Here is a 26,013-nt window from a genome sequence, read left to right on the forward strand (position 1 = left end):
TTTCATTTTCTGGAACTGGAGTGTTATTCGCTTTTCTTATTAAGGCTATAAATCCACGTGAAATGAGAAAGGTAATCGTAAGAGTATAGAAACTAATACGGATGTGCCACCCTTTAATTTGTCTTTAGCAAAAAAAGATATGCAAGAAGACTGCGTATTGCTTATCGTTCACATCAAAAAATCTGACTCTTATCAGGAAGAGTCAGATTTTTGTTTAAGATCTTTTTCTCAGCGGTTTCACGACAAATGTTTGAATAATCGCAATCAAGATCGAAGCTAAAATAGCCATACCAATGCCATCAATGATAAACGCACTTCCCATTAAAGCCGCTGTTAGCATTAACGTCAGTGCACTGATCACGAATAAAAATAAACCAAGGGTTACCACCGTAATCGGCAGCGTCAGAATGACAAGGATCGGTTTGACAATCGCGTTTACAATCGATAGAAGCAAACTGGCAATAACAGCAGCTCCAAAACCCGACAGTTCAAACCCATCAAATACATAGGCAATTCCCATTAAAATGACGGCGTTAATAATGAGACCAATCAACCATCTCATGATTCTCTCACGTCCTCTTCATTTGGAATGATGAATACGGCAATGATATAGCCAAGAATAAACGGAAACACCCCAGAAACAAAAAATAAAATAACGGCTAGCAATCGTACAAGGGTTGGATCAATATTCATATATTGAGCAAGCCCACCACATATGCCAGCTAATTTTCGATCGTATTGTGATCGGAACAATCGTTTCATTTCGGTTCACCTACTTTCTGTTTGTTTTGTAAGAGACCATATCTATGATCTATCTATTTCCTTCGTTCTGATCTCGGATTAACACCGAACCTGTATTGGTCGCAGCAACTAACTTCAATCTTGGCGAAGATTGTTGATTTCCCAGGAAATTCATCGTTTTTTGTGCAAACTCTTTCTTTTCTTCGAGTACTTCATAGTCCGTTAGATCAACTGTGAAGCCGCCGACATTCGTTTTCAGCTTTCCTTCGACTCTTGTTGATTTAGGAATAAATAAGTGAATACTGCCCGTTGTTGCTTTCAGATCGGCATAACCTGATTCAACTAAATCATCGAGATTATAAGTGATGGAACCATTCACGGTTTCCACGTCGACATCCTGAACTTGACCGGCAATCGTTATGCCACCGTTGATCGTTTTAGCATCAAATACATCGATCGTGATTTGCTTGAAATCAATCGCACCGTGTACCGTTTCAGCAATAACTTTCTTGCCTTTCACTCCCGTAAACGTTAGGGCGCCATTCACCGCATTAACATCAAACGTATCCACATCAATCTTCTCACCCGTAATTTGGCCGTTGAACGTATAAAGCTTGAGATGGGAGAACGTCACTCTTGGAACGTAAACCGTTGTCTGTACTTTGATTGATTTCGTCTTTGTATGAAACAACATTTTTCGCTCATCGACACGGAAAGACGTCTCTTGCAAAAATACACGTCTTGCTTCCTCTGTATCCCTTACTCGATAAACCTTCGCTTGACACTCGACACGAATATCTTTTTCTTCCCATGGCTTAAACGTAATCGACCCATTCTCTAAAGACACATCAATCGAAGTCGGAGCAACATCACGATGCTGAAAAATATGATCAACGACCACATGAGGGCCAAAATTAAAGTCTAAATCGACATCTTTAATTTTTTGAATCGCACTCTCAATAAAAGAAGTAAACAAATTGGTCGTGGACGAAGCGCTTTGACGTGCACGCTCCCGGTAGCTCTCGCCTTCATCCCAATTCACTTTCGTTGATACCTCTTTCGCCTGAGGCTCTGCTTGACTTGTCGGACCCGGTTTATCAATCGCTTCTAGTAATTTAAGTCCTTCTTCAGCCGTAATCTTCCCGTCTTCAATCATCTTCAAAATCATTTTACGTTCTTCCAACATCGTTCACTCCCTTATTTGATTTGAACAATTTCATCGGCTTTTTTACAAATATAGCTTCATCCTCTTAGTATGACTCACATCGATCATTTCTTCTCACACTATTGTATTACGATAGTAGCGCAAATAATGTTTCACTTTTTATTTTTTTATTTTCCCTATAGGAAACTAGCCCTAAGTAAATACTCAGAGCTAGTTTTAAGGATATGAGAATACACTAATGCAGACACATAATCCTCATTGCCCACGATTATGTTCTACAAAACTCGTTAACTTTTTTGCAATTGTTTTTCTTGAATCCATTGATCCATCCGCGCTTTGTCCCGTTCTAGGACAGGCTTCAAGTACTTTCCGGTGTAAGAGCCTGCGACTTCTGCGACTTTTTCTGGGGTTCCTTGTGCAACAAGTTGGCCCCCTTTATCGCCACCTTCAGGGCCAAGGTCAATGATGTGGTCGACCGTTTTGATGACGTCAAGATTATGCTCAATGACAAGGACGGTATCTCCATTATCAACTAAACGCTGCAACACTTTTAACAAACGATCAATGTCATCAACATGAAGACCGGTTGTCGGTTCATCTAAAATATAGATCGTCCGGCCTGTTGCTCGTTTATGAAGCTGCGAGGCAAGCTTTACACGCTGCGCTTCTCCACCTGATAAAGTTGTAGCCGGTTGACCAAGTCTAATATAACCGAGACCAACATCCACAAGCGTTTGAATTTTTCGATTGATCTTTGGAATATTGGCGAAAAACTCAAGCCCCTCTTCCACCGTCATCTCAAGCACATTCGCAATGGTTTTGCCTTTATACGTAATATCTAGCGTTTCGCGGTTGTACCTTTTCCCTTCACACACTTCACAAGGCACGTACACATCCGGTAAAAAGTGCATCTCAATTTTAATAATTCCATCGCCACGGCACGCTTCACAACGTCCGCCTTTCACGTTAAAACTGAAGCGCCCTTTTTTATACCCACGTACCTTCGCCTCATTTGTCATCGCAAAGACGTCTCTAATGTCGTCAAACAAACCCGTATACGTTGCTGGATTGGAACGCGGCGTCCGTCCGATAGGCGATTGGTCGATCTCTATGACCTTATCAATTTGCTCAAGGCCAATAATCTCTTTATGCTGACCTGGTTTCTCTTTGGCACGGTGAAGCTTTTGCGCCAATGCTTTATAAAGAATCTCATTAATCAACGTACTCTTGCCAGAACCCGACACGCCCGTTACAGCGATAAACAAACCAAGTGGAAATTCCACGGTAACTCCTTTGAGGTTGTTTTCCGTTGCTTTTTTGACGGTAAACGAGCGATTATCGGATTCACGTCTAACACTTGGAACCGGAATAAACTTCTTACCCGATAAATATTGACCGGTTAGCGAATTATCATCGTTCATAATTTCCTCTGGCGTTCCTTGGGCAGTAATTTGACCACCGTGGACACCTGCACCTGGACCGATATCAATAACATAATCAGCGGCCATCATCGTATCCTCATCATGCTCAACGACAATCAGGGTATTGCCGAGATTACGCATATGCTCAAGCGTCTCAATTAAGCGGTCATTGTCTCGTTGATGAAGTCCAATCGACGGCTCATCCAAAATATAGAGCACTCCCATTAGCGAGGAACCTATTTGTGTTGCCAGACGAATCCGCTGTGCTTCTCCACCTGAGAGGGAACCTGCTGAACGGCTTAACGACAAATAATCAAGTCCGACATTAATTAAAAATCCAAGTCGATCATTGATTTCTTTTAAAATTAATCGCGCGATCGCGACATCCTTTTCAGACAGATCAAGCTGTTCAAAAAACACTTTAGCATCTTTCACAGAAAGTGAGGTCACATGTCCAATATGACTACCACCAATGAAAATGGCGAGCGCTTCTTTTTTCAAGCGATACCCTTTACAAGTCGGACAGTTCTTATGCGTCATATACCCTTCCATTTGCTCGCGAATGTAATCGGAGCTTGTCTCTTTGTAGCGACGGGCAATGTTGCTGATGACCCCTTCGAATGCGACTAAATTTTCTCGGATTTGACCGAATTCATTTTCATAGCGGAAATAAATTCGTTCCGTGCCGCTGCCATATAAAATTTTATCAAAAAGCGCTTCTGGTATTTGCTCGACAGGTAGGTCCATATCTATTTGATAATGCTCACACACCGCTTCAAGCAGCTGCGGATAATACTGTGAACTTGTTGGCTCCCAAGCCGCAATCGCATGTTCTCGCAAGGTTTTCGTCCGATCAGGCACGACCATTTCGACATCGACTTCAAGCTTGTGCCCAAGTCCATCACAAGAAGGACACGCTCCGTATGGACTGTTGAACGAGAACATTCTTGGCTCAAGTTCAGGAATCGAAAAACCACATTCCGGACAAGCATGATGCTGACTGAATAATAGTTCTTCTTGATCAATGACATCCACCAATACGCGACCATCTGCAAGCGTCAGTGCCGATTCTAATGAATCGGCTAACCGCGTCTCAATCCCTTCTTTAATCACAATTCGGTCAATGACGACTTCAATCGAATGCTTTTTGTTTTTTTCTAATTCAATCTCTTCCGCAACTTCACGCATTTCTCCGTCAACACGCACACGGACATAGCCTTGCTTTTTCATGTCTTCTAACACTTTGACATGCGTGCCCTTGCGACCGGACACAAGTGGAGCAAGGATTTGCATTTTCGTTCGCTCTGGATATTCCATCAGACGGTCAACCATTTGTTGAATCGTTTGCGACGATATTTCAATGCCATGTTTCGGACAAACCGGTTTTCCGATACGCGCATATAGCAAGCGCAAATAATCAAAAATCTCCGTCACCGTTCCAACTGTGGAACGAGGATTTCGGCTCGTTGTTTTTTGGTCAATCGAAATAGCAGGCGACAAGCCTTCAATCGCATCAACATCTGGCTTGTCCATCTGGCCTAAAAACTGACGCGCATAAGCAGAGAGCGACTCGACATAGCGCCTTTGCCCTTCTGCGTAGATCGTATCAAACGCAAGGGACGATTTCCCCGAGCCCGATAAGCCCGTTAACACAACGAGCTTATCGCGTGGAATCGTCACATCTATATTTTTTAAATTGTGAGAGCGTGCTCCTTTTACTACGATGTTATCTAAAGCCATTTCCTCACCCCTCCGCCTTTAGTTCAAGAACGAGATCGCGAAGCTCAGCGGCTCGTTCAAAGTTCAATTCACGCGCTGCATCCTTCATTTCTTTTTCCATCCGCTCAATCATTGCTTGTCTTTCTTTCTTATTGAGCTTCTGGGCAGGAGCGGCGTAGGTCACTGTTTCACCGTCTTCAGCTACGTGTGTCGCTTGAATCACTTCTGGAATTTTCTTTTGAATCGTCATCGGCGTAATGCCATGCTTTTCATTGTGCTCTTGCTGAATCGTACGACGACGCTTTGTTTCCTCTAGAGCAAGATTCATCGATTTCGTGATTTTATCGGCGTACATAATCACATGTCCGTTCGCGTTACGTGCCGCACGTCCAATCGTTTGAATCAACGAGCGATCAGAACGTAAGAAGCCTTCTTTATCCGCATCCAGAATCGCTACAAGCGATACTTCCGGGATATCCAAACCTTCCCTCAGCAAGTTAATCCCGATCAACACATCAAACGTCCCCATCCGCAACTGACGAATGATCTCGATCCGTTCTAACGTCTTAACCTCCGAATGCAAGTACCGCACTCGAATGCCTATTTCTTTTAAATAGTCGGTTAAATCCTCAGACATTTTCTTTGTTAACGTCGTCACGAGAACCCGCTCGTTTTTCTCTGTCCGTGCATGGATCTCACCAATGAGATCATCGATTTGTCCTTCAATCGGCCGAACATCAATCGTCGGATCAAGTAAGCCCGTCGGACGAATGATTTGTTCGACCATTTCCGGCGTATGCTCCATCTCATAAGGACCCGGCGTCGCTGATACATAAACCGCTTGACTGACTTTTTTCTCAAACTCTGCAAACTGCAAAGGTCGATTATCAAGGGCAGACGGTAAGCGGAAACCATGATCGACTAGAACTTGCTTTCGCGCTCTGTCTCCGTTATACATTCCTCGTACTTGCGGCAATGAAACATGTGACTCATCCATAATTAAAAGGAAGTCTTCAGGAAAGAAATCAATTAATGTATAAGGAGTTGCCCCAGCTTCACGCAACGTTAAATGACGAGAGTAATTCTCGATACCCGAACAAAAGCCCATCTCTGCCATCATTTCAATATCATAACGAGTCCGTTGTTCGAGGCGCTGGGCTTCTAGTAACTTCCCTTGTTCATGAAGCTCTTTCAAACGTTCCTCAAGCTCGACTTCAATGTTGGCAATCGCCTTTTTAAGCTTTTCTTCACGCGTTACGAAGTGGGAAGCTGGAAAAATTGCAATATGATTTCGTTCACCTTTGATTTCACCCGTTAAAGCGTCAACCTCTGTCATCCGGTCGATTTCGTCTCCAAAAAACTCCACTCGAATGCATTGCTCATCTCTTGATGCAGGAAAGATTTCAACAACATCGCCTCTCACTCGAAACGTACCGCGAGTAAAGTTAATGTCATTACGGTCATATTGAATGTCAACTAGTTTGCGAAGAAGCTCATTGCGATCCAACTCCATTCCAAGACGGAGGGATACGACGAGATCACGATATTCTTCCGGCGAACCTAAACCGTAAATACACGACACACTCGCAATGATAATGACGTCACTTCGCTCAAAAAGAGCGCTCGTCGCCGAGTGTCGGAGTTTATCAATCTCATCATTAATGCTCGCATCTTTTTCAATGAACGTATCGGAACTCGGCACATACGCCTCTGGCTGATAGTAATCATAATAACTAACAAAATACTCAACCGCATTATTCGGAAAAAACTCCTTGAACTCACTATAGAGCTGACCCGCGAGCGTTTTATTATGAGCCATAATCAACGTCGGCTTATTGACTTGTTGAATAACATTGGACATCGTAAACGTCTTCCCTGTCCCCGTTGCCCCAAGCAACGTTTGATGCTTTTCTCCTCTTTTAATGCCTTCTACTATTTTCTTAATCGCTTCTGGCTGGTCTCCCTCTGGCTGATAAGCTGATTGAAGTTCAAACGTTTCACTCAAGACAAATAACCTCCTAACGAACTGTTCATAAGTAGCTGTATTATACCATAGCTCACTAGATGAAAAGCAAATAATACGAACATCTGTTTTAGTTTTTTTACAGAAATTAGGTTGATTGGATGTACGGTTCAATTATATACGTGGTTCCTGATTATAAATGACTCGGTTCCGACTATAAACTAGCGATCTGAATGATAAATCTCTCCGTCCCGACTATTAATCGCATTCCGCATTCGAACTAGCCAACCTGCACTCCAACGCAAAAAAAAAGAGACGATATCAACCGTCTCTCTTACATGCCTGGCTTTTTCTTTAGTCTTTCTTTTGATACGAAAAAACCTATTACAAATGATATGAAGGCAATAATTCCAACTATCCATGATTGCACCGGCAAAACAACCAAGCAGACCATCCAGGTTACTATGCTTGCTCCTATGACACTAAAGGCAACTCTTGTCACCACAACCATTAATAGAAAAGGAATGATTAGCGCAAGGACTATGTCCGTCATTCAACTATTCAAACTCCTTTGAAACGATCTTTTTGCTCTTTACTATCATACTACATATTTTCATAATATAATACTAAGCATTCGTCATGTAAGTAAATGAATTCCACCTATGTCTGACCGTTTCTACGTCGCACAAAATAATAGACAATGATTATCATTTTCATTTATAATGGTGAAAAGAAGAAAAGGTGGGATTTGTTTAAATGTTTGTTCAAATTAGAAAAACGGTCGTCACAGAAGGTCATTCTAATCAAGTCGTGCAACGCTTTAGTCAAGCTGGCATCATCGAAGAACAAGAAGGTTTTGTTGATCTAACCGTTTTGGTCAAAAAAGTGAGACGCGGCGACGAAGAAGTCGTCATCCAAGTCCGCTGGGAATCAGAGGCTTATTGGAAGCAATGGGAAAAGAGCGATGCTCATATTGCCGGACATAAAGCGAACCTCGGGAAGCCAAAGCCGGATTATGTTCTTTCGTCTGAAGGAGCGTTATATGAAGTGAAAGCGGTGAAGACGGCGGTTAAAAACTAACTCTTTGTGCTTATTAAATATCTATTCTGCTTTAACCTACAGGCAAGCCTCCAATAGACTTGCCTGTCGCAATCCCCCACTCTTCTTAAATTCTCGCTCTTTTACTTTCACGAATGGTGATGTATTGAAAAATAAACCATAACGTCATAACACCAAGTAGCAAGTGAAGCGAAAGATCAAAAGCAACTGTTACAAAAACAGCGATCCCAAAGGCAGCAAGAAATAGGATTTTCAGCTTTTCTACGATTGAAAAACAATACTTATAGACGTGCCACTTCTGTGCCTCATCCAAACGACTTACATAACTGGTGATCGACTCATTCTTTTTATAAAAGTACTTCAAATCTGGGAGATAATAATTATTGTCTTTGAAACTCATTCTTAAAAAGAAATTGGCTATTACAATTAGTAACCATGAGCCAGCGAGAATGAAAATCTGGCTTAGACCATCAGAATGAAGCAAATTAATTAACGTTAGCGAAAATATAAGAATACTTAATAATTGCATGAATGAGCTATAGCCAATTAAATCAGACACTTTATTCATGACGTATTCTTCCTTCTCATCATCATCTGCAATCAGTATTTCTTTTCTCAATTGTCTCCGAGTAAGGATAAATAGCAAAATCAAAAGAAAAAACATGGCCACTGCCCCATATAAAATCATTGATCCAACAAATTCACTGTCAAAAACCAGATCTGAATCTCTTAAAAACAGTCCAAAATAAAATGCTAAAAAACCTAACACTGCAGAACCCAAAATGATTAGTACACCTTTTATCGTTCTATTCTTCATCTAAATCCTCCCCTTCAAGCTGAAAAATGTCTTCTACGGTTACATCAAATAATCTCGCTAAAGCTAGCGCAATCGTAACGGATGGTGCATAATCGCCCCGCTCAATCAAACTAATCGTTTGTCTAGATACGTTAATTTTCTTAGCCAAGGTCGTTTGATTATAGCCATCACGCGCACGTAGTGCTTTCAAACGATTTTTTAACACTTTTTTCCACCTACCTCACTAATAATATATATGATCATAGTCATTTTGACAACTATAATTGTCAAAATGACTATGCTATTTGTCAAATATAAAGATTAACCTTCAATAAACGGTTCACAAAAGAAAAAGAGATTAAGAGTTATATGACCTATATTTACTTTGGCGGACATAGAATCCCTTATTTGCCCAAAACAATCAAAATTCCTCTATAAACATGCCGACTAACGGGATAGATGTCCACTCAGAAGCTGCTTACTATATTCGGCAGCACGTAACCCGTAATCCGCACCCCACACGCCCCCCCCCCCCACAACAAAAAAAGACTAACCCTAAACGGGCTAGTCTCAACTCTCACGTAATCGAATCCTGCAACACCACATCATCCTTCACCAACAGCACGCCTAATTGATGATGTTCACCGTCATAGAGTGCTCCTTGGGCAAAACGAATCTCCCCATCGTGATTCAACACTTCTAATTTACAATAAGCCGAATTGATTTGCAAAGCCTCATAAAAAGTCGTTTCGTTGTTAACCGCTCGACCATTTATTTTCACAATCTTCTCCCCGATGGCAAGCTTCATCTTTTCAGCTGGGCTATTAGGAAGCACACCAAGAATGATGCAGCCTTTTGCTTGAGTCGCAAAATAAATCGGTTGCTTTTCTTCACGCACTTTCGCTTGATACGAGAGCCACTCACGGCCAACGATCGCCAGTCCTCCTAGGACGACAGCCAAAATCGGTACAAAAAAGCTTCCAATCGCAAAGATCACCATAAATAAACTTAAACCAATGACACGTACCCCTGTTGCTTTAACGGGTAAGCTAGGGATCGACCCTTTAACCCGTTGATGAAAGCCAATTAAAAATGGGATGAAAACAGGCTGTAAGGTCATTTCGCCCATTGATAGAGTCGGCCAATACGGAATCGTCGGAATGATCCCATCAGGAAGAAACAACACGATCGGGACAATCCATAGTCGTTTCGATACATGAAGCCCAATCCATTTCCCACGCTTGCTTCTTTCAAGCCTTGGGGATGTATAGGTTGCCCCGTTAAAGCGAATGAGAAAGCCTTCAGCAAGCATGAGCAAAACTAGCAAACTCGCAACTGCTTGAAGAGGAATTTGCGTCAGCTCGGCATAAATCGGCGTGAACACATCCACATGGACAAGCAGTGGTTCCATTCCATAAAAAAGCAACAATAACCCAAGTGCAAATGTAGATGTCAACCACTGGATCTGCCTCGTCACCAAAAGCAAGAGATAGACAACGGCTAGAGCGGCTACCCACTCCCATGAAATCACAATTCCGAGGGCAATCGTCACAATGGACACATACACCCCTGCCAATAAAGCAGGCAAAAAAGGAATCGAGAAATCAGCCACCTCTTTAAATACCTTTGTGTGAAAGGATTGGCGTTCTTCTTGGACTCGTTTTCGTGCTAGAAAATAAATAACGAGCATGCCTATATACAAAATCGGGTTGAAAAGAAAAGAAAAGAAAAAGATGCCTATCGTTTGTAGAATATCTATTAACATAGTTGTAACTCCTTCAACTATTTGTTCCTGTGCTTAACGTACCATATTTATGCAAAAAGGTACATCCTTCAAATGATAGAAGGATGTACCTTATAGATTCGACACAACTTGGTCGGTTCCTTTATTAAAAGTTATTCACTAACTTGTTTGACCAATAATTGAATGGCTGTTTGAAGCTGTAGATCGTTGTCGCGCTCGCGAACTTGCTCGACCACCTTTTGTTGAATGAGTGAGGCTGTCTCTTCGTCGATTTCACCCGTCGCATCCAAACCATGATCACGTTGGAAGGCGGTTACGGCTTGCTTCGTTTGCTCATTAAAGTAACCATCATCACGACCCGGCTCTAATCCTAGACCCTTTAGCATCATTTGCGCATTTCTAATTTGTTCGCTCATCATATCCACTCGCCACACACCTGCATCACCGACAGATAATGGCGCCGTATAGAAGTAATCCGGTTGTTTTACTTCCACCGTTGGCATAACCCCTTCTCCGTTGATGTCATTTCCTGCTGATGTTAACCACTTGAATAACGATAACTTTAATTCACTGCCATCACCCAGCTTAATGGTTTGTTGGACCGTTCCTTTCCCAAACGTTTGCTCACCAACAACATCATAACCGCCACCTTCAATTAAGGCACCCGCTAAAATCTCAGAGGCTGAAGCGGAAGCACGATCCGTAATTCCAATAATCGGGTACGGCTTTTTCTCGTCTAGATTGGATACATAACGAACCTTCTCGCCGTCTCTGTTTTCAATCTGCACGATAGGTGTACCACCTGGGATAATGAGTTTCCCAATATCTTCAACTGCATTTAAATAGCCACCAGGATTTCCTCGAACATCAATAAGCAGTCCATCCATCCCTTGTGCTTCTAGTTCTGTTAGTTTTTCTTTAAAACGCTCAGCTGTATCTTCAGAGAACGATGTAATCTCTAATAATCCTAACGTTTTGCCATCTTGCTCAATCACATCAGAACGGACCGTTTCAATCGGGATTAATCCTCGTTCCACGGGAATGTCGAATAGCTCACTAGATCCAGCACGTTCAATCGTCAAGTTAACCGTCGTGCCTTTTTCACCGCGAATTTGCAAAACCGCTTCGTAAAGAGAAAGCCCTTCAATCGACTCCCCATCAATTCGTATAATTTTGTCGTTCGGTTGCAATCCTGCTTTTTCAGCTGGAGACTCGCGGAATGGAGCAACGATCGTTACTTTTCCGTCAGTCATACTCACTTCAGCGCCGATCCCCTCAAAATGAGAACCGAGTGATTCGACAAATTGAGTCGCTGTTTCCTGATCCATATACACCGAATAAGGGTCATCAAGGGTACGGAGCATTCCTTCAATCGCACCTTCATATAGTTCTTGTTCACTCACTTCTTCGACATATTGCTCTTGAATAATCGCTAACGCTTTTTCAAATTTTGCTACTAGTTCTTCATTCGATGCTTCCGACTTCACTTCCGAACTGCCTGTGGCAGCAGAATCCGTTTCAATACTTGGTTGCGCTGTTTGAAAATAAAAGCCAAACGCGCCCAAAACCATCACGGCAGCTACAATCATCAACAACTGCTTCTTATTCACTTCTACCAACTCCCACCATGTCTAGAACATTCAAATGATAATGCCATACTCACGCTCATATATGGACGATCCATCCTTTATTAAGCAAACGAGCGATTACATGACACACTTCTATAAGCAAGAGGCACTACACCAATCGTGCAATGCCTCCGCTATCCTTTTCTCACTCTAGCGTGCCCTTTTAATAAAACCCAGCTAGAAACCACGACACATTTAAGGGTCATTAAATTGTATGTTCTACTTGTACGAGTTATGTTCCTTCTTTATTTTAGTAAAGAATTTTTAATAAGTCAAAACCCCATCACCCATAAATAAGAGCGATGAGGTTTAACTATAGGCTAATTAGGGTAGATAACGCATAGGGTCAACAGCATTTGATTTTGCCCCATTCCAGCCGCCTTCATGAACTTCAAAATGAAGATGCGCGCCAAATGAATGACCTGTGTTCCCCATTAGACCAAGACGTTGGCCTTTTGAAACGCTCTGACCAGCAGAAACTTCACGATTCTCTAAGTGAGCGTATAACGTTGTCACTAAGCGACCGTTCACTTGGTGAGCGATTAAAACGGTATTTCCGTAACTAGAAGAATAATAAGATTGAACCACCGTTCCAGATTGAACAGCTACGACTGGTACATCACCAGTACGACCATTTTTACCAATATCAATTCCATAGTGCATACGACCACCTGAGAACGCTCGTGGACCATAGCCAGACGTAATCGAACCTGTTGCCGGACGCATGAAGCCAGAACCCGTTACAGCAGGTGCACTATGAACTTGTGTAGAACCGCCGCTCGAACTTGTAGACGAACCGCTTGAGCTTGAGCTTGAGCTCGAACTTGAACTTGAACCACTCGAGCTACGTGATGCTAACTCTGCTGCAGCTGCTGCAGCTGCTTCTTCTTCTTGTTTTTTACGCTCTGCTTCTGCAGCTTCAGCTGCCGCTAACTCTTTTTTCAAAGCCGCTTCTTGTAAGCGTAAAATTTCATCTTCGCCTTCAAGTCCTTGAAGATCAGCATGAAGTTCGCCTTCTTTATCTTGCAGTTGACCCATAACACGGTCTTTTTCCTTGCGCTGTGATTCTAATTCAGCCATTAGATTCTCTAATTCTTCTAAATGACCTTCTAGTTTTTCAAGTTTTAACTCAACCTGTGCCTTAGCTTCTTCAAGCAATAGGTGATCTTCAATATGCGCATCTAGGATATTGCGATCTTGTTGAGCAATAACAGATAACGCACTCACACGGTCAAGGAAATCACTAAACGTTTTCGCACCAAGAATAACTTCTAAATAATTAACCGAACCACCCGTTTGATACATCGAGCGAGCACGATCTTTTAGAAGCTCATCACGTTCTGCAATTCGCTCTTCTAATACTTTAATTTCTTCTTGAAGCTCTTCAATCTCAGCTTGTACTTCTTCAATTTCATTTCGCTTCTCACGTACTTTTTGATTCGTTTCAGCTACTGCCTCATCTATACGTTTAATTTCATTCGTTAATTCCTGCATTTCCTCTTTAAGCTTGTCTAGTTCGGCTTGAGCTTTTGCTTGCTCCGACTTCAATTGTTGACGTTCTTTTTCGACATCCGATATTTCATTACGAAGCTCACTGTTTGCTAAAACTTTTGGACTAATCCCTTCTAATCCAAAAGATCCAACGGTCAGTAATACAGCTACAGCTACTAGCCCGATTTTCCTTTTCATCTAGTCGCTCCCCCTTTTTCCTGCTTCCTTTTATTTGATCAGACCTTTTCTTTTATCCTTGCATTGGCTACTTGAGCAGTAGCCGACTATGTATAAGGTGTGAGTCTGCCCTCACACCCTTTTTTCAGCAGCTACTTTATGGTTTATACTTTTAAAAACTTTCGAACCGACATCATACTTCCCCATACCCCGATAAAAGCACCTATCGCGATTAACAACCCTGCTATTTGCCACATATATGGGAATACAGGAACTAACGAGAAGAGCATGATCTCAATCCGCGATCCCCAGTTAGTATAGAGATACGAATAACCAAACCCAATAATGAGAATAGGAACTAAGGCTCCTACTACACCTAATAACATTCCTTCAATAAAAAACGGCCAACGAATGAAACTATTTGTCGCTCCAACGAGTTTCATAATTTGGATCTCTCTTTTTCTCGCCACAATCGTTAACTTAATCGTATTAGCAATTAAAAACATTGCCGTGAACATCATCCCAGCCACTAAAATCAACCCAACAGTTCGGATGAAATCCGTCACCATAAAGAGGCGCTCGACATATTCTCGACCATAATTCACACGCTCAACGAAAGTGAGTTGCTCAATTTTGCTCGCGACTTGCTCTGTTAGTTGAGGTGTCGTTGCGCGGACGACATAAGAATCATTCAACGGGTTTTCTTCACGAATTGATTCAAACACTTGTCCACTATCATTTAAACTATCAATCAATTGATTGAGCCCTTCTTCTTTATCGACATACGTCACCGTATCAATATTAGAAATTTGCTCAATTTCAGCGAGTAGTTCCGCTTGATCTTCTTCTGTTGCTGTTAGCTCAATGTAAACTTTAATTTCAACATCGTCTTCAATCCCACTTGCCACATTGTTGACGTTCATAATCAGAAGTAGAAAGACTCCAACAACAAACAACATCACAGCAACCGCACTGATTGAAGCAAATGTCATCCAACCATTTCGCCCTAAGTTACGTGTACCTTCTCGAACATGACGACCAAGGGTTCTAAGCTTCATAGCCGTAGCTCCCCCTTACTTCATCTCGGACCACTCGTCCACCTTCAATGGCAATGACGCGTTTCTTAATGGTGTTTACGATATCTTTATTATGAGTTGCCATAATAATCGTCGTCCCACGGTGGTTGATATCATCTAAGATGTCCATAATTCCCCAAGCAGTGTCTGGATCTAGATTTCCTGTTGGCTCATCCGCAATTAATACTTCTGGGCTATTCACAATCGCACGGGCAATCGCCACTCGTTGCTGTTCTCCACCTGATAATTCATTCGGCAGCGATCTAGCCTTATGCTTCAAATGAACGATATCTAGTACATCCATTACTTTACGTTTAATCATACTTGGACTTTCTTCAATTACTTCTAAAGCAAATGCTACATTCTCATAGACTGATAGAGTTGGAAGCAACTTGAAGTCTTGAAAGACAACTCCCATTCTTCTTCTAAGCTTGGGAATGGCTCTTTCTTTTAATGTAGATAAATTGGTTTCATCGATCAAGATGTCGCCTTTTGTCGGCTTTTCTTCACGATACATCATTTTGATAAAGGTAGATTTCCCCGCTCCACTTGGACCGACTACGTAGATAAATTCACCTTTTTTAATCGATATAGTAATCCCGTTAATCGCTTTTACGTTATTGGGATAGGACTTCCAAACATCTTTCATTTCAATCACTACTATCACATCCCTGCGTTTCTAAAAAGTTGTGCTACGATGAAGCACAGGTTAACGCGCTTGTCCAAAAACGACAAAAAAGGCTGTTGGAATTTCGCAACTTATGTCGTTTCCTAAATCATTATAACACCTCTAACTAAAAATAGGTTGATCATTTATGTTACAATTTCATTTCAACTACTTGAAAAATCTTGTAATGAACGTAAAAAAACCCATTCTCAAAATGTGAGAATGGGTTTTTGGTGATTATTGTGCAGCAATCCAATTTGCTAGATTTTCTGCTTCCTCTGCCGGAAGATTAATAACAGGCATCGTTCCTTGTCCATTTTGGATAACGGAAACAATTTGTTCTGCTGTATGACCTTCACCTGCTAATGCAGGGCCCATAGCGCCTTCTAAGTTCCCTCCGTGACAAGAAATACAGCTCGTTTCATACGTCTGGCGAGCAGCTGTTGCATCAAAATCACCAGCAGGCTCTTCTGCCACTGTTTCATCTTCTGCTACTGTTTCATCAGCTGGTGCTGCTTCTTCAGGTGCAGGTGCTGCTTCGTCACCGCCTCCACATGCCGATAAAGCGACAACCAAACCTAGTGCAAGTAACATCTTTTTCATTTTTTTAACCCCCTTTCATTTTTAAAAACTAAGGAGAAACTCCCTTAGCATTATAACCCTCTTGCCATCTTTTAAGCGCGTTTAAACCCTTCACCAAGAACCTCCGTTGCGTTGGCAACAATGACAAACGCTTTTGGATCAACCGCTTTAACGACTTGTTTCAATTTTGTGACTTCCGTTTGGTTGACGACACACATTAACACATCGCGTTGCTCATTTGTGTAACCACCATACCCACTTAACTTTGTCACGCCACGATCAATGTCACGCAAAATCATTTGCCGTACATCCTCTTGGTGATTGGAAATAATGAGAGCTACCTTTGCATATCCTACCCCCATTTGTACAATATCAACCGTTTTTCCAGTAACAAATAAACTAATTAACGCATAAAGGGCCAGTTCGATTCCAAAGACGAGTGCCGACGTCATCACAATCAACCCATCAATCATGAAAACAGCGACTCCAAGTGAAAGCCCTGTGTATTTTTGAATGATTTGCGCCGCTAAATCGGTTCCTCCTGTGCTCGCACTCGCACGGAAGACAAGTCCAATTCCAAGCCCTACTCCAATCCCGCCAAACAAAGCCCCTAGCAACGGATCAGCAAAGCCAACAGACCAGTCTCTTGTCACAAAAACAACAAGTGGTAAAAAGATCGTCCCAACAAGCGTTTTTAGCCCGTACTTAAAGCCACCCAATAACGCAATCCCTAAAATGAACAAAGGAATATTAAACGCCCATTGCGTAAAAGCAGGCTCGACCCCAAACACATGAGCAATGATTGTACTAATCCCACTCACGCCACCAGAAGCAATTTTATTCGGAAGTAAAAACAAGTTAAAGGCAATCGCGACAACCGCTGCCCCAACTAAGATATATGTATAATCCATCAATAATTGCACGGTTGTACTAGGAGGTGGCTGCCCTCTACGTTGTTTCATCATCATCATGCTCGTTCACTCCTTACCTTTAGAATAACCAGATAATCCTTGCGTAGTATAGCACCAGCTTTGAAATGTGTAAATGACACTCCGCTAATACGGTGTTGAGGTGAATCGGTGAAGTGGGGCGGTGGAGTTAGGTCTACTTGCAAATATCTTCATAAAATGGACGGATAAAACCATTTGAATGTTCATGACAGCGAAATGGTTGCGAATAAACACGAAGTCGCTAATCAATTTCAGAAGTTGCGATTAAGTGCTTTCTTCTTGCTCTATCTAAAAGAGCTTGGATCGAGTTGACTCCGATCTAATCGCAACTGATTATCAATTACATTTAGATTTTATCAATTAAAATACATTGCCCATTTAACCAAAAACACGTTGACTTCAGCCATCTAACTCTATAACATAAAGAACAAGAAACCACTTATTTATAATAATTATAAATAATAATCATTATCAATTCATTTAAATGGATAAAGCGTTAAAAAGGGGGAATTGCTATGAACAGCGATACACAGCTTTCATCAAAGTCTTGTCATCGTGTGACCAACGAAACAGAACGGGGTTCCAAGAGCCCTTCTACTACCCGTATCGAATTTATTTTTGCCCTAGCAAGTGGTGCGCTCATCCTTAGCGCCTGGCTACTCCAACACTTCCATTATTACTCGTTATCTGTGCCTCTCTTCCTCGCTGCCTTTGTAATAGGTGGGTACTACAAAGCGAAAGAAGGGCTAATAGATCTCATTGACAATCGCACCCTGAACGTAGAATTATTGATGATTTTAGCAGCCATCGGATCTGCTTTGATCGGCTACTGGATGGAAGGGGCCATTCTCATCTTCATCTTCTCTCTTAGTGGCGCGCTCGAGACGTATACAGTCAATAAGAGTCACCGTGAGATTTCAGCCCTCATGGATTTACAGCCTGAAACTGCCACTCTGCTTGTCAATGAACAAGAGCGTACCGTTCACGTTTCCGAACTTTCCATTGGAGATCATGTTCTCATCAAACCAGGAGAGCGAATGGCTGCTGACGGTAAAATCCTGCGCGGTCATACATTGATTGATGAAGCCGCCTTAAGTGGAGAACCGATTCCCGTCGAAAAAAAGATCAACGACGAGGTCTTCGCTGGAACAGTCAATAAAAACGGATTCATCGTCATTTCCGTTATGAAAAAAAGCGACCAATCCCTCTTTCAAAAGATCATTGATCTGGTTCAAACGGCCAAAGACGAAAAAACGCCCTCGCAGCAATTCATTGAAACATTTGAAGGAACCTATGTCAAAGTCGTTCTACTATTAGTCGGTTTAATGATGTTCATGCCTCACTATTTGCTCGGCTGGAGCTGGACAGAAACCTTCTATCGTGCAATGGTTCTACTCGTTGTCGCTTCCCCTTGCGCCCTCATTGCCTCAATCATGCCAGCTACCTTATCTGCTATCTCGAACGGCGCACGCCAAGGGATTTTATTTAAAGGCGGAACTCATCTTGAAAAATTAGCTTCATTAAAAGTCATCGCTTTGGATAAAACAGGGACGCTCACAAATGGAAAACCCGAGGTAACTAACCTGATCCTCCGCGAGGATATGAACCAAGACTACTTTTTACAAATGACCTGTTCCATTGAGAACTTATCAAACCACCCGCTAGCAGAGGCCATCGTTAACTATGGGAAAAAGAATGGTGTCATCTCTTTTGGTGAAGTCGAAAAGATGGAAGATGTCATCGGCTTTGGGCTTGACGCCACCATTAACGGTGAGAATTGGAAAGTCGGAAAGCGTAGTTTTGTAGGAGAAGAAAACGCTCATTTATTTTTCAATGAACAAACGAGCCAACTATTAAAGGAAGGAAAAACGCTTGTCTACGTAACAGACGCGACCGGTATCGCCGGGGTCCTCGCTCTTCAAGATACGATCCGAAAAGAAACGATTGACGCGATCCAATCCTTTAAAAAGCAAGGCATTTATACCGTCATGTTAACAGGAGATCACGAGGATACAGCTAACGCGATTCAAGCGATGACCGACTTAGATGAGTATGTGGCAAATTGCTTACCCGAACAAAAAGTTCATGAAATCAAACGTTTGAACGAAACCTATCAAATGAGTGCAATGGTTGGGGATGGTATTAACGACGCACCCGCTCTAGCTACAGCGCATGTCGGCATTGCCATGGGTGGAGGAACCGATGCCGTCATTGAGACTTCTGATGTCGTTTTAATGAAAAATGATTTAACCAAAATCACAAAAGCCATTCAATTATCCAAGCGAACAAACCGAATCGTCAAACAAAATATTGCCTTCTCGATCTCGGTCATCGTCTTATTAATCATCTCAAACTTCCTCGGCCACGTTTCACTGCCCCTCGGTGTAATCGGACACGAAGGCAGCACCCTCCTCGTTATTCTAAACGGACTAAGACTATTAAGAGGCTAAGGCAAAATAAAAACGAGTGTAAAATCAATATGATTTCACACTCGTTTTTTGCGAGTTTATTAATTGGTCTCATTCCGCCCCTGTCCTAACGACAGACGCAAGTATGCATCAATAAACCCATCTAAATCGCCGTCCATGACGGAATTCGTATTTCCAATCTCAAATCCTGTCCGGTGATCCTTCACCATGCTATATGGATGGAAAACGTATGAGCGGATTTGGCTTCCCCAGCCAATGTCTTTTTGCTCTCCACGAATTTCAGCTAGCTGTGCTTGCTGCTCTTCAATCTTCAGCTGGTAAAGCTTCGCGTTCATCATTTTCATCGCACGCTCACGGTTTTTGATCTGAGAGCGTTCCGTTTGGCACGTCACGACGGTATTGGTCGGTAAATGCGTGATCCGAACAGCAGAATCCGTCGTATTAATATGCTGACCACCGGCCCCGCTTGCACGGTACGTATCGACTTTTAAATCTTCCGGTGAAATGTCAATCTCGACATTATCATCTAGCTCTGGCATGATCTCACACGAAACGAATGATGTATGACGACGACCAGAAGAATCAAATGGCGAAATGCGCACAAGGCGATGCACGCCTTTTTCAGCTTTTAAGTAGCCATATGCGTTGTGCCCTTTAATAAGAAGAGTCACGCTTTTCACGCCAGCCTCATCTCCAGGTAGGTAGTCCATCGTTTCCACTTTAAAGCTTTTGTCCTCCGCCCAACGCGTGTACATCCGCAGTAACATCGAAGCCCAGTCTTGTGACTCGGTTCCACCCGCTCCTGGATGAAGCTCTAATAGCGCGTTGTTTTTGTCATAAGGCTCGCTTAGTAGCATTTGAAGTTCATAGTCATTCATTTCTTGAGTCAGAGCTTTAACGCCTTGTTCAAGTTCTTTTTGCAGCTCTTCGTCCGCTTCTTCTTTTACAAGATCGTAGGAAACTTCTAAGTCCTCAAACTTCTCAGCCATTTCCAAAAACGTATTCACTTGTTCTTTCAACGCGTTTGCTTCATTAATGACAACCTGTGCAGCATCCTGATCATTCCAAAATTCAGGATCGGTCATTTTTTCGTCTAACTCCGCAATTCGTTCTTGCTTCTCATCGAGGTCAAAGAGACCCCCTAAATTCAGTTAGTCGCTTTTCCACTTGTGCCAGTTCTTGCTTAATTTCTACTAATTCCATTTTCTCACCTCAGGGCAATTGCCAGTAGACGCATCTACTGGCAAATCCACATCTTTCTTTTTTATTGGCCTGCTCCGCAGCAGTTTTTATATTTCTTTCCGCTTCCGCATGTACACGCGTCGTTACGACCGACGGTCACACCTTTGCGAATCGGCTTACGTTTTTTCGGTTCTTGGTTCTCGCTTTGTTGCATCGCTTTTCCTTCAGCAACCTTTTGACGCTCAAGGTTCTGTTGAACTTGCGCTTTCATGATGTACATCGCCACTTCTTCCTCGATCGAATCAACCATCGCTTCAAACATTTCAAACCCTTCGAAGCGGTATTCACGAAGCGGATCATTTTGACCGTATGCACGTAAATGAATCCCTTGGCGAAGCTGATCCATTTGGTCGATATGGTTCATCCACTTACGGTCAACCGTACGTAGCATGATAACCTTCTCGAATTCGCGCATATGTTCAGGTGTGAACTGCTCTTCTTTTGCATTGTAGTTATTCGTTACTTTTTCAACGATTAACTCAATCATTTCTTCCGGATCTTTGCCTTTTAATTCTTTTTCCGTTAGCTCGTCTTCGTTCAGAAGGTTTGCTTTTACGTAGTTCACAATCGCAGCAAGATCCCAATCCTCTGGCACTTCACTTTCTGGTGTATGCAAACGAACCGTACGGTCAATCACCGATTTAATCATCGTCTCTACAATGGACCGTAAATTCTCAGATTCAAGAACTTCCATACGCTGCTTGTAAATGATTTCACGTTGCTCACGCATGACGTCATCATATTGAAGAATTTGTTTACGAGCGTCAAAGTTATTTCCTTCGACTCGTTTCTGTGCCGTTTCAACCGCTCGAGAAACCAGTTTGCTTTCAATCGGCTCATCTTCTTCCATCCCAAGACGATCCATCATCGCACCCATTCGCTCTGAACCGAAGCGACGCATTAACTCATCTTCCATCGATAGGTAGAATTGAGTTGACCCTGGATCCCCTTGACGACCTGAACGCCCACGGAGCTGATTATCAATCCGGCGACTCTCGTGACGCTCGGTACCAAGTACGTGAAGTCCGCCGAGTTCAATGACACCTTCACCAAGTTTAATATCTGTACCACGACCAGCCATGTTGGTTGCGATCGTAACGGCACCCTTTTGACCTGCGCCTTCAATGATTTCTGCTTCCTTTTCATGGTTCTTCGCATTTAACACATGGTGAGGAACCTTTCTCTTTTTCAAATAATTCGAGACAAGCTCTGACGTTTCAACACTAACTGTACCAACTAATACAGGCTGGCCGCTCTTGTATTTTTCTTCAATTTCATTAATAACCGCTTTGAACTTCGCTTCCATCGTTTTAAAAATAAGATCAGGCTTATCGATACGAGCAATCGGACGGTTCGTCGGAATCACCATAACATCCATCCCATAAATGTTACGGAATTCTTCTTCCTCGGTTTTCGCCGTACCCGTCATCCCTGCTAATTTTTGATATTTACGGAAGTAATTTTGGAACGTAATCGAAGCAAGAGTCATGCTTTCTTTTTGAATCTGCATGCCTTCCTTTGCCTCAATTGCTTGATGAAGACCATCGCTGTAACGACGTCCTTTCATTAAACGACCCGTAAATTGGTCAACAATCACAACCTCGCCATCTTCAACGACATAGTCCGCGTCACGGTGCATCACGACATATGCTTTTAGAGACTGGTTTAAGTGATGGTTCAACTGAACATGCTTTTGGTCATATAAATTCTCGATGCCAAAGGCGCGCTCTGCTTTATTCACCCCTTCTTCGGTTAACTGAACATTCTTCGTTTTCTCATCAAACGTATAGTCCTCTTCTTTTTTCAACACGCGGATAAAGGAGTTCGCTTGTTGGTAAAGCTGAGTCGAACGCTCAACCGAACCAGAAATGATCAACGGCGTCCGTGCTTCATCGACTAAGATCGAATCCACCTCATCGACTAAGGCGAAATGAAGCGGACGTTGTACCATTTGCTCTTTATACAGCACCATGTTGTCACGTAAGTAATCAAACCCTAATTCGTTGTTTGTACTATATGTGACGTCAGCTAAGTACGCTTCTCGTTTTTCTTCTTTCGACAGTTCCGATGCATTTAACCCTACCGTCAAACCTAAAAATTGGAAGAGTTCTCCCATTTGCTCACAGTCACGACGAGCTAAGTATTCATTAACCGTTACAACATGAACCCCTTTTCCCGAGAGTGCATTTAAATAAACCGCAAGTGTCCCCACGAGCGTTTTCCCTTCCCCTGTCTTCATTTCCGCGATGTTCCCTTGATGAAGGGCAATCGCACCTAGAAGCTGAACGGGATAAGGAGTCATATGTAAAACACGAGTAGACGCTTCACGAATGACCGCAAAAGCTTCCACTAATAAGTCATCTAAAGATTCACCTTTTTGATAGCGTTGTTTAAAATCTTCTGTTTTCGCACGAAGCCCATCATCGGAAAGCTTCTTCATATCTGAAGCCAAAGCCTCAATTTGATCAACGAGCTTCTCATTTTTCTTGACCTGTCGTTGACTTGGATCCCCGATCACTTTCTTTAATAAACCTAACATCAGATTCGCCCTCTCTTTTTCAGCTCGTCCTAAACCCACACGAGCATGACGCATTTTCATTAAGTCTAATTTTATCAGTTAAGACCTGCTCTTACAAGAGACAGCCTGTTGACAAGAAAGAACAAAAAGGGGCGAGTTTCCCCTTTTTGTTCTTTTTGTTGCCATGTGCGGAGCCGCTGCAGGGGGTTAAGCCTGCTCTCTAGTGGGGTTCTCGGATCCGCGCGCGGCGTGTCGAGCACTGGCCTGCTTCAGATCGTTCAATCACTCCCATCCGGACATCAGGTTCGTTATTTCATCCAAAACCAGCTACTTTAAGACCTTTCCGGACATCAGGTCCGTTATTCCCTCTAATATGCTCCCGATTGCCCCTCTTTTTCAATAAATAACGGAACTGATGTCCTCCAACCTCCCCAAACAAGTCCATTTCATCAAAATAAGGGATCCCATGTCCGCTCAGCCCAAATCCAACGTCCATCCCCCCAAAAAATTCCGCACCTGTGCTCCTACCTATTTCCAAATCTGCAGTCGCTCCCTCCGCATTTGCCGCATACCTTAAGCATGAGGAGGGATTTTATGCAAATTTTAAATTGGGGAGTAGATTCCGCCGCAGCGGTAACCGATGATTTATATCAATGCGTGGTTGAGAATTTGGGTCAGCCTGATTTTTGGGGGCGTTACTTATCGACTATTCCAAATGTGAGTGAAGGATTGACACTAGAGGAAGTTCGCCGGATTCATGATCGTGGGATGAAGATCATGCCGATTTATAATAATTTCAGAGAAGCGGTTGGGGCTCGTGCTGGAGCGGTTGCTGCTCGTAATGCGATTTTCAAAGCTAGACAGCTCGGAATTCCAGAAGGTGTTTTTTTGTTTGCAAATGTTGAACGTTTTTTTGTTGTAGATGCCGATTGGATCATCGCTTGGGTTGAGGCCATGTATAACAGTCCGTATCGACCAGGTATTTACGCTGATCCGGATGAAGGACCTTTTAATGCCGCCTATTGCCAAGCATCAGAAGCGAGCAACCTCGTCCGAGAACAAGCGGTCATTTGGAGTGCAGAGCCCGAGCCAGGAACGACTCCAAAACGAAGAGCACCAAAACGCTTCAACCCTAGTCGTCCCGATTGTGAAGCCAATGTGTGGGCATGGCAATACGGTCGAGACGCAGAAGAGTGTCCGATCGATACCGTTTTAATGGAGCAGCGCTTGTATCAGACTTTGTTTTAATTTCATCCATGACAAAAAGCTTGGGTAAGACTAAAATGTCCTTACGAAGGGATACCCTTTAATCATTATCCAAGCCACTTTTTTCTGTACTAAAATGCCCGATGCTGAATGCATACATCCTAGACTTCATCAGTTTCAATCACCCACCCACCCTCGTTCTGTCAATAGTATATGTTGGCGAGGTTTTTCTGCAAGAGTTCTTGCCATCACTTTGAATTCTTCTGACCAGATGCGCTCATTGTTTACTAACGTAATCTCATTGTCTTTTAACGTTTGTGTGATTTTCGTTATTCTTGATTCTAGTTCATTAGCAGGAACTGGTTTATTAAAAAGGAAACCTTATCCTTCATTACAAAGATGCTTTTGCAAGAATACGAGCTGTTCGTTTGTTTCAATCCCTTCAGCCACCACATTCAGTTTTAAGTTATGAGCCATCAAAATAATCGTCTTCACGATCGTCGCATCACTCGTATCATCAGATAATTCTTGCACAAACGATTGATCCATTTTCAATGTATCTACAGGAAACTGCTTTAAATAATTTATGGAACTAAAACCTGTCCCATAATCATCAATACTCATCTTCACTCCAAGACTTTTTAATTCATGAAGGGTCGTAATCGTTTGATCAATATTAACGGTCAGGCTTTCGGTTATTTCTAGTTCCAATAGATGGGGCTCTAGACCTGTTTCTTCAAGAATTCTCTCAATCGTTTGAACTAAACTGACTTTTGTAAATTGTCTTGGAGATAAATTAACAGACATGACCCCTTCAATAAATGTTGCTAACTCCAGTAAATGATTTTGGTTCTGCACTTTTCATTTGTCGATTCGTACATCCCCCAAATAAGATTCCAGCTACATGTTCCTCTTTAAAGATTGGTATGCAAAACAGGCTTTTTGAATACAAACCATATCGATTAAAAAAATTAATACGCGGGTCATTGCCCGTGTCCTTCCAAAATTGGAATCGATGTGTCGCAATGGTATGTCCGAGAAAACCTTCCCCCATTAAAAAGGAAAGTCCTTTAAATTCTTTTGTATTGGGTCCATGTATCGATTCTATACAGTAATTCCCGTCCTCTTTTTCAACGGCCAACCCAATAAAGTCAAAATCAGAATGCAGGTTAGAAAGTCCTTCTAAGAATGAAGCAGCTGTTGCCTTTCCTATGCGAATGTCCTCAAGAGTCTCGTGGATAAAAAGGTTGGTTTCATGCTCTGTATGTTTATCGAGCTGAGAATTTATGAAAGCCTCCACGACTTATGACAGATGAGAAATATGGTTTAGTGTTAAATCGATCCTTGAAGAGGATGAGAAAGAACTTGATTTTCCGTCCGCTATCGGTGTTTCTCCGCTTATGAATGGACAATAAGACGATCATCAAAATAGTATTCCT

23 protein-coding genes are annotated in these 26,013 nt (G+C 42.4%); 3 read left to right on the forward strand and 20 right to left on the reverse strand.

All coding sequences use genetic code 11. The features are described from left to right. Nucleotides 1-214: 214 nt before the first annotated feature. The 6 genes from PQ474_RS08355 to PQ474_RS08380 all read right to left on the reverse strand — a co-directional run bounded on the left by PQ474_RS08355 (nt 215) and on the right by PQ474_RS08380 (nt 7,562). Entirely contained in the window at nt 215-562 is a 348-nt protein-coding gene (locus PQ474_RS08355; protein ID WP_273841820.1) for a phage holin family protein, read from the reverse strand. Beyond that, nucleotides 559-762, reverse strand: coding sequence for a PspC domain-containing protein (locus tag PQ474_RS08360; RefSeq protein WP_273841823.1), 204 nt, complete (start codon nt 760-762; stop codon nt 559-561). The genes PQ474_RS08355 and PQ474_RS08360 overlap by 4 nt, the downstream gene beginning before the upstream one ends. Before the next feature lie 49 nt (nt 763-811). Then, the gene (locus PQ474_RS08365; protein ID WP_273841826.1) at nt 812-1,927 is read right to left on the reverse strand and encodes a DUF4097 family beta strand repeat-containing protein; all 1,116 of its coding nucleotides are present in this window, start codon (nt 1,925-1,927) and stop codon (nt 812-814) included. Nucleotides 1,928-2,193: 266 nt separating this feature from the next. Continuing rightward, nucleotides 2,194-5,067, reverse strand: coding sequence for an excinuclease ABC subunit UvrA (gene uvrA, locus PQ474_RS08370; RefSeq protein WP_273841828.1), 2,874 nt, complete (start codon nt 5,065-5,067; stop codon nt 2,194-2,196). Between the two features lie 4 nt (nt 5,068-5,071). Next, complete coding sequence (gene uvrB, locus PQ474_RS08375; protein WP_273841830.1) at nt 5,072-7,051, reverse strand: excinuclease ABC subunit UvrB; 1,980 nt, start codon at nt 7,049-7,051, stop codon at nt 5,072-5,074. Nucleotides 7,052-7,343: 292 nt separating this feature from the next. Further along, on the reverse strand, nt 7,344-7,562 hold the full coding sequence (locus tag PQ474_RS08380; protein ID WP_273841833.1) for a DUF2198 family protein: 219 nt from the start codon (nt 7,560-7,562) through the stop codon (nt 7,344-7,346). A gap of 203 nt (nt 7,563-7,765) precedes the next feature. Between PQ474_RS08380 and PQ474_RS08385 the strand changes: the two genes are divergently transcribed. Then, nucleotides 7,766-8,089 carry an antibiotic biosynthesis monooxygenase gene (locus PQ474_RS08385; protein ID WP_273841835.1) on the forward strand — a complete coding sequence of 108 codons (324 nt, stop codon included), beginning with the start codon at nt 7,766-7,768 and terminating at the stop codon, nt 8,087-8,089. A gap of 85 nt (nt 8,090-8,174) precedes the next feature. Here the strand turns inward: PQ474_RS08385 and PQ474_RS08390 are convergent, their stop codons facing one another. The 9 genes from PQ474_RS08390 to PQ474_RS08430 all read right to left on the reverse strand — a co-directional run bounded on the left by PQ474_RS08390 (nt 8,175) and on the right by PQ474_RS08430 (nt 17,194). Next, a complete protein-coding gene (locus PQ474_RS08390) occupies nt 8,175-8,885 on the reverse strand; it encodes a DUF3169 family protein (RefSeq protein ID WP_273841838.1) in 711 nt (236 codons plus the stop codon). Further along, nucleotides 8,875-9,090 carry a helix-turn-helix transcriptional regulator gene (locus PQ474_RS08395; RefSeq protein WP_273841841.1) on the reverse strand — a complete coding sequence of 72 codons (216 nt, stop codon included), beginning with the start codon at nt 9,088-9,090 and terminating at the stop codon, nt 8,875-8,877. The genes PQ474_RS08390 and PQ474_RS08395 overlap by 11 nt, the downstream gene beginning before the upstream one ends. Nucleotides 9,091-9,441: 351 nt before the next feature. Next, a complete protein-coding gene (locus tag PQ474_RS08400; RefSeq protein WP_273841842.1) occupies nt 9,442-10,629 on the reverse strand; it encodes a PDZ domain-containing protein in 1,188 nt (395 codons plus the stop codon). Nucleotides 10,630-10,760: 131 nt separating this feature from the next. Further along, nucleotides 10,761-12,218: a S41 family peptidase gene (locus PQ474_RS08405; protein ID WP_273841845.1), complete on the reverse strand. Its 1,458-nt coding sequence runs from the start codon at nt 12,216-12,218 to the stop codon at nt 10,761-10,763. 342 nt (nt 12,219-12,560) lie between these two features. Then, a complete protein-coding gene (locus tag PQ474_RS08410; protein WP_273841846.1) occupies nt 12,561-13,925 on the reverse strand; it encodes a PcsB-like coiled-coil domain-containing protein in 1,365 nt (454 codons plus the stop codon). 143 nt (nt 13,926-14,068) lie between these two features. Further along, on the reverse strand, nt 14,069-14,962 hold the full coding sequence (ftsX, locus tag PQ474_RS08415) for a permease-like cell division protein FtsX (protein ID WP_273841848.1): 894 nt from the start codon (nt 14,960-14,962) through the stop codon (nt 14,069-14,071). Beyond that, nucleotides 14,952-15,638, reverse strand: coding sequence for a cell division ATP-binding protein FtsE (gene ftsE, locus PQ474_RS08420; RefSeq protein WP_273841850.1), 687 nt, complete (start codon nt 15,636-15,638; stop codon nt 14,952-14,954). The genes ftsX and ftsE overlap by 11 nt, the downstream gene beginning before the upstream one ends. Before the next feature lie 246 nt (nt 15,639-15,884). Next, a complete protein-coding gene (locus tag PQ474_RS08425; protein ID WP_273841852.1) occupies nt 15,885-16,250 on the reverse strand; it encodes a c-type cytochrome in 366 nt (121 codons plus the stop codon). 71 nt (nt 16,251-16,321) lie between these two features. Beyond that, the gene (locus PQ474_RS08430) at nt 16,322-17,194 is read right to left on the reverse strand and encodes a YitT family protein (protein ID WP_390186389.1); all 873 of its coding nucleotides are present in this window, start codon (nt 17,192-17,194) and stop codon (nt 16,322-16,324) included. Nucleotides 17,195-17,694: 500 nt separating this feature from the next. Between PQ474_RS08430 and PQ474_RS08435 the strand changes: the two genes are divergently transcribed. After that, nucleotides 17,695-19,629: a heavy metal translocating P-type ATPase gene (locus tag PQ474_RS08435; protein ID WP_390186300.1), complete on the forward strand. Its 1,935-nt coding sequence runs from the start codon at nt 17,695-17,697 to the stop codon at nt 19,627-19,629. A 59-nt stretch (nt 19,630-19,688) separates the two neighbouring features. Here PQ474_RS08435 and prfB read toward each other — a convergent pair. From prfB to PQ474_RS08450, 3 genes are all read right to left on the reverse strand, one after another. Continuing rightward, nucleotides 19,689-20,811, reverse strand: a protein-coding gene (gene prfB / locus PQ474_RS08440) for a peptide chain release factor 2 (RefSeq protein WP_273841859.1) whose coding sequence is annotated in 2 segments (ribosomal slippage) — nt 19,689-20,738 and nt 20,740-20,811 — 1,122 coding nt in all. Because the reading frame shifts where the segments join, the coding sequence is not laid out codon by codon here. 61 nt (nt 20,812-20,872) lie between these two features. Beyond that, a complete protein-coding gene (gene secA / locus PQ474_RS08445; protein WP_273841861.1) occupies nt 20,873-23,389 on the reverse strand; it encodes a preprotein translocase subunit SecA in 2,517 nt (838 codons plus the stop codon). Between the two features lie 292 nt (nt 23,390-23,681). Beyond that, nucleotides 23,682-23,906, reverse strand: coding sequence for a hypothetical protein (locus PQ474_RS08450; RefSeq protein WP_273841863.1), 225 nt, complete (start codon nt 23,904-23,906; stop codon nt 23,682-23,684). A 56-nt stretch (nt 23,907-23,962) separates the two neighbouring features. Between PQ474_RS08450 and PQ474_RS08455 the strand changes: the two genes are divergently transcribed. Then, nucleotides 23,963-24,616, forward strand: a complete 654-nt coding sequence (locus tag PQ474_RS08455; RefSeq protein WP_273841865.1) for a glycoside hydrolase domain-containing protein — start codon at nt 23,963-23,965, stop codon at nt 24,614-24,616. Between the two features lie 339 nt (nt 24,617-24,955). Here the strand turns inward: PQ474_RS08455 and PQ474_RS08460 are convergent, their stop codons facing one another. Continuing rightward, entirely contained in the window at nt 24,956-25,381 is a 426-nt protein-coding gene (locus tag PQ474_RS08460) for an EAL domain-containing protein (protein ID WP_273841869.1), read from the reverse strand. Nucleotides 25,382-25,388: 7 nt separating this feature from the next. After that, a complete protein-coding gene (locus PQ474_RS08465; RefSeq protein WP_273841870.1) occupies nt 25,389-25,874 on the reverse strand; it encodes a GAF domain-containing protein in 486 nt (161 codons plus the stop codon). Nucleotides 25,875-26,013: the final 139 nt, after the last annotated feature.

The organism is Halalkalibacter alkalisediminis (genome assembly GCF_028610705.1).
Classification (GTDB): domain Bacteria; phylum Bacillota; class Bacilli; order Bacillales; family Bacillaceae_D; genus Halalkalibacter; species Halalkalibacter alkalisediminis.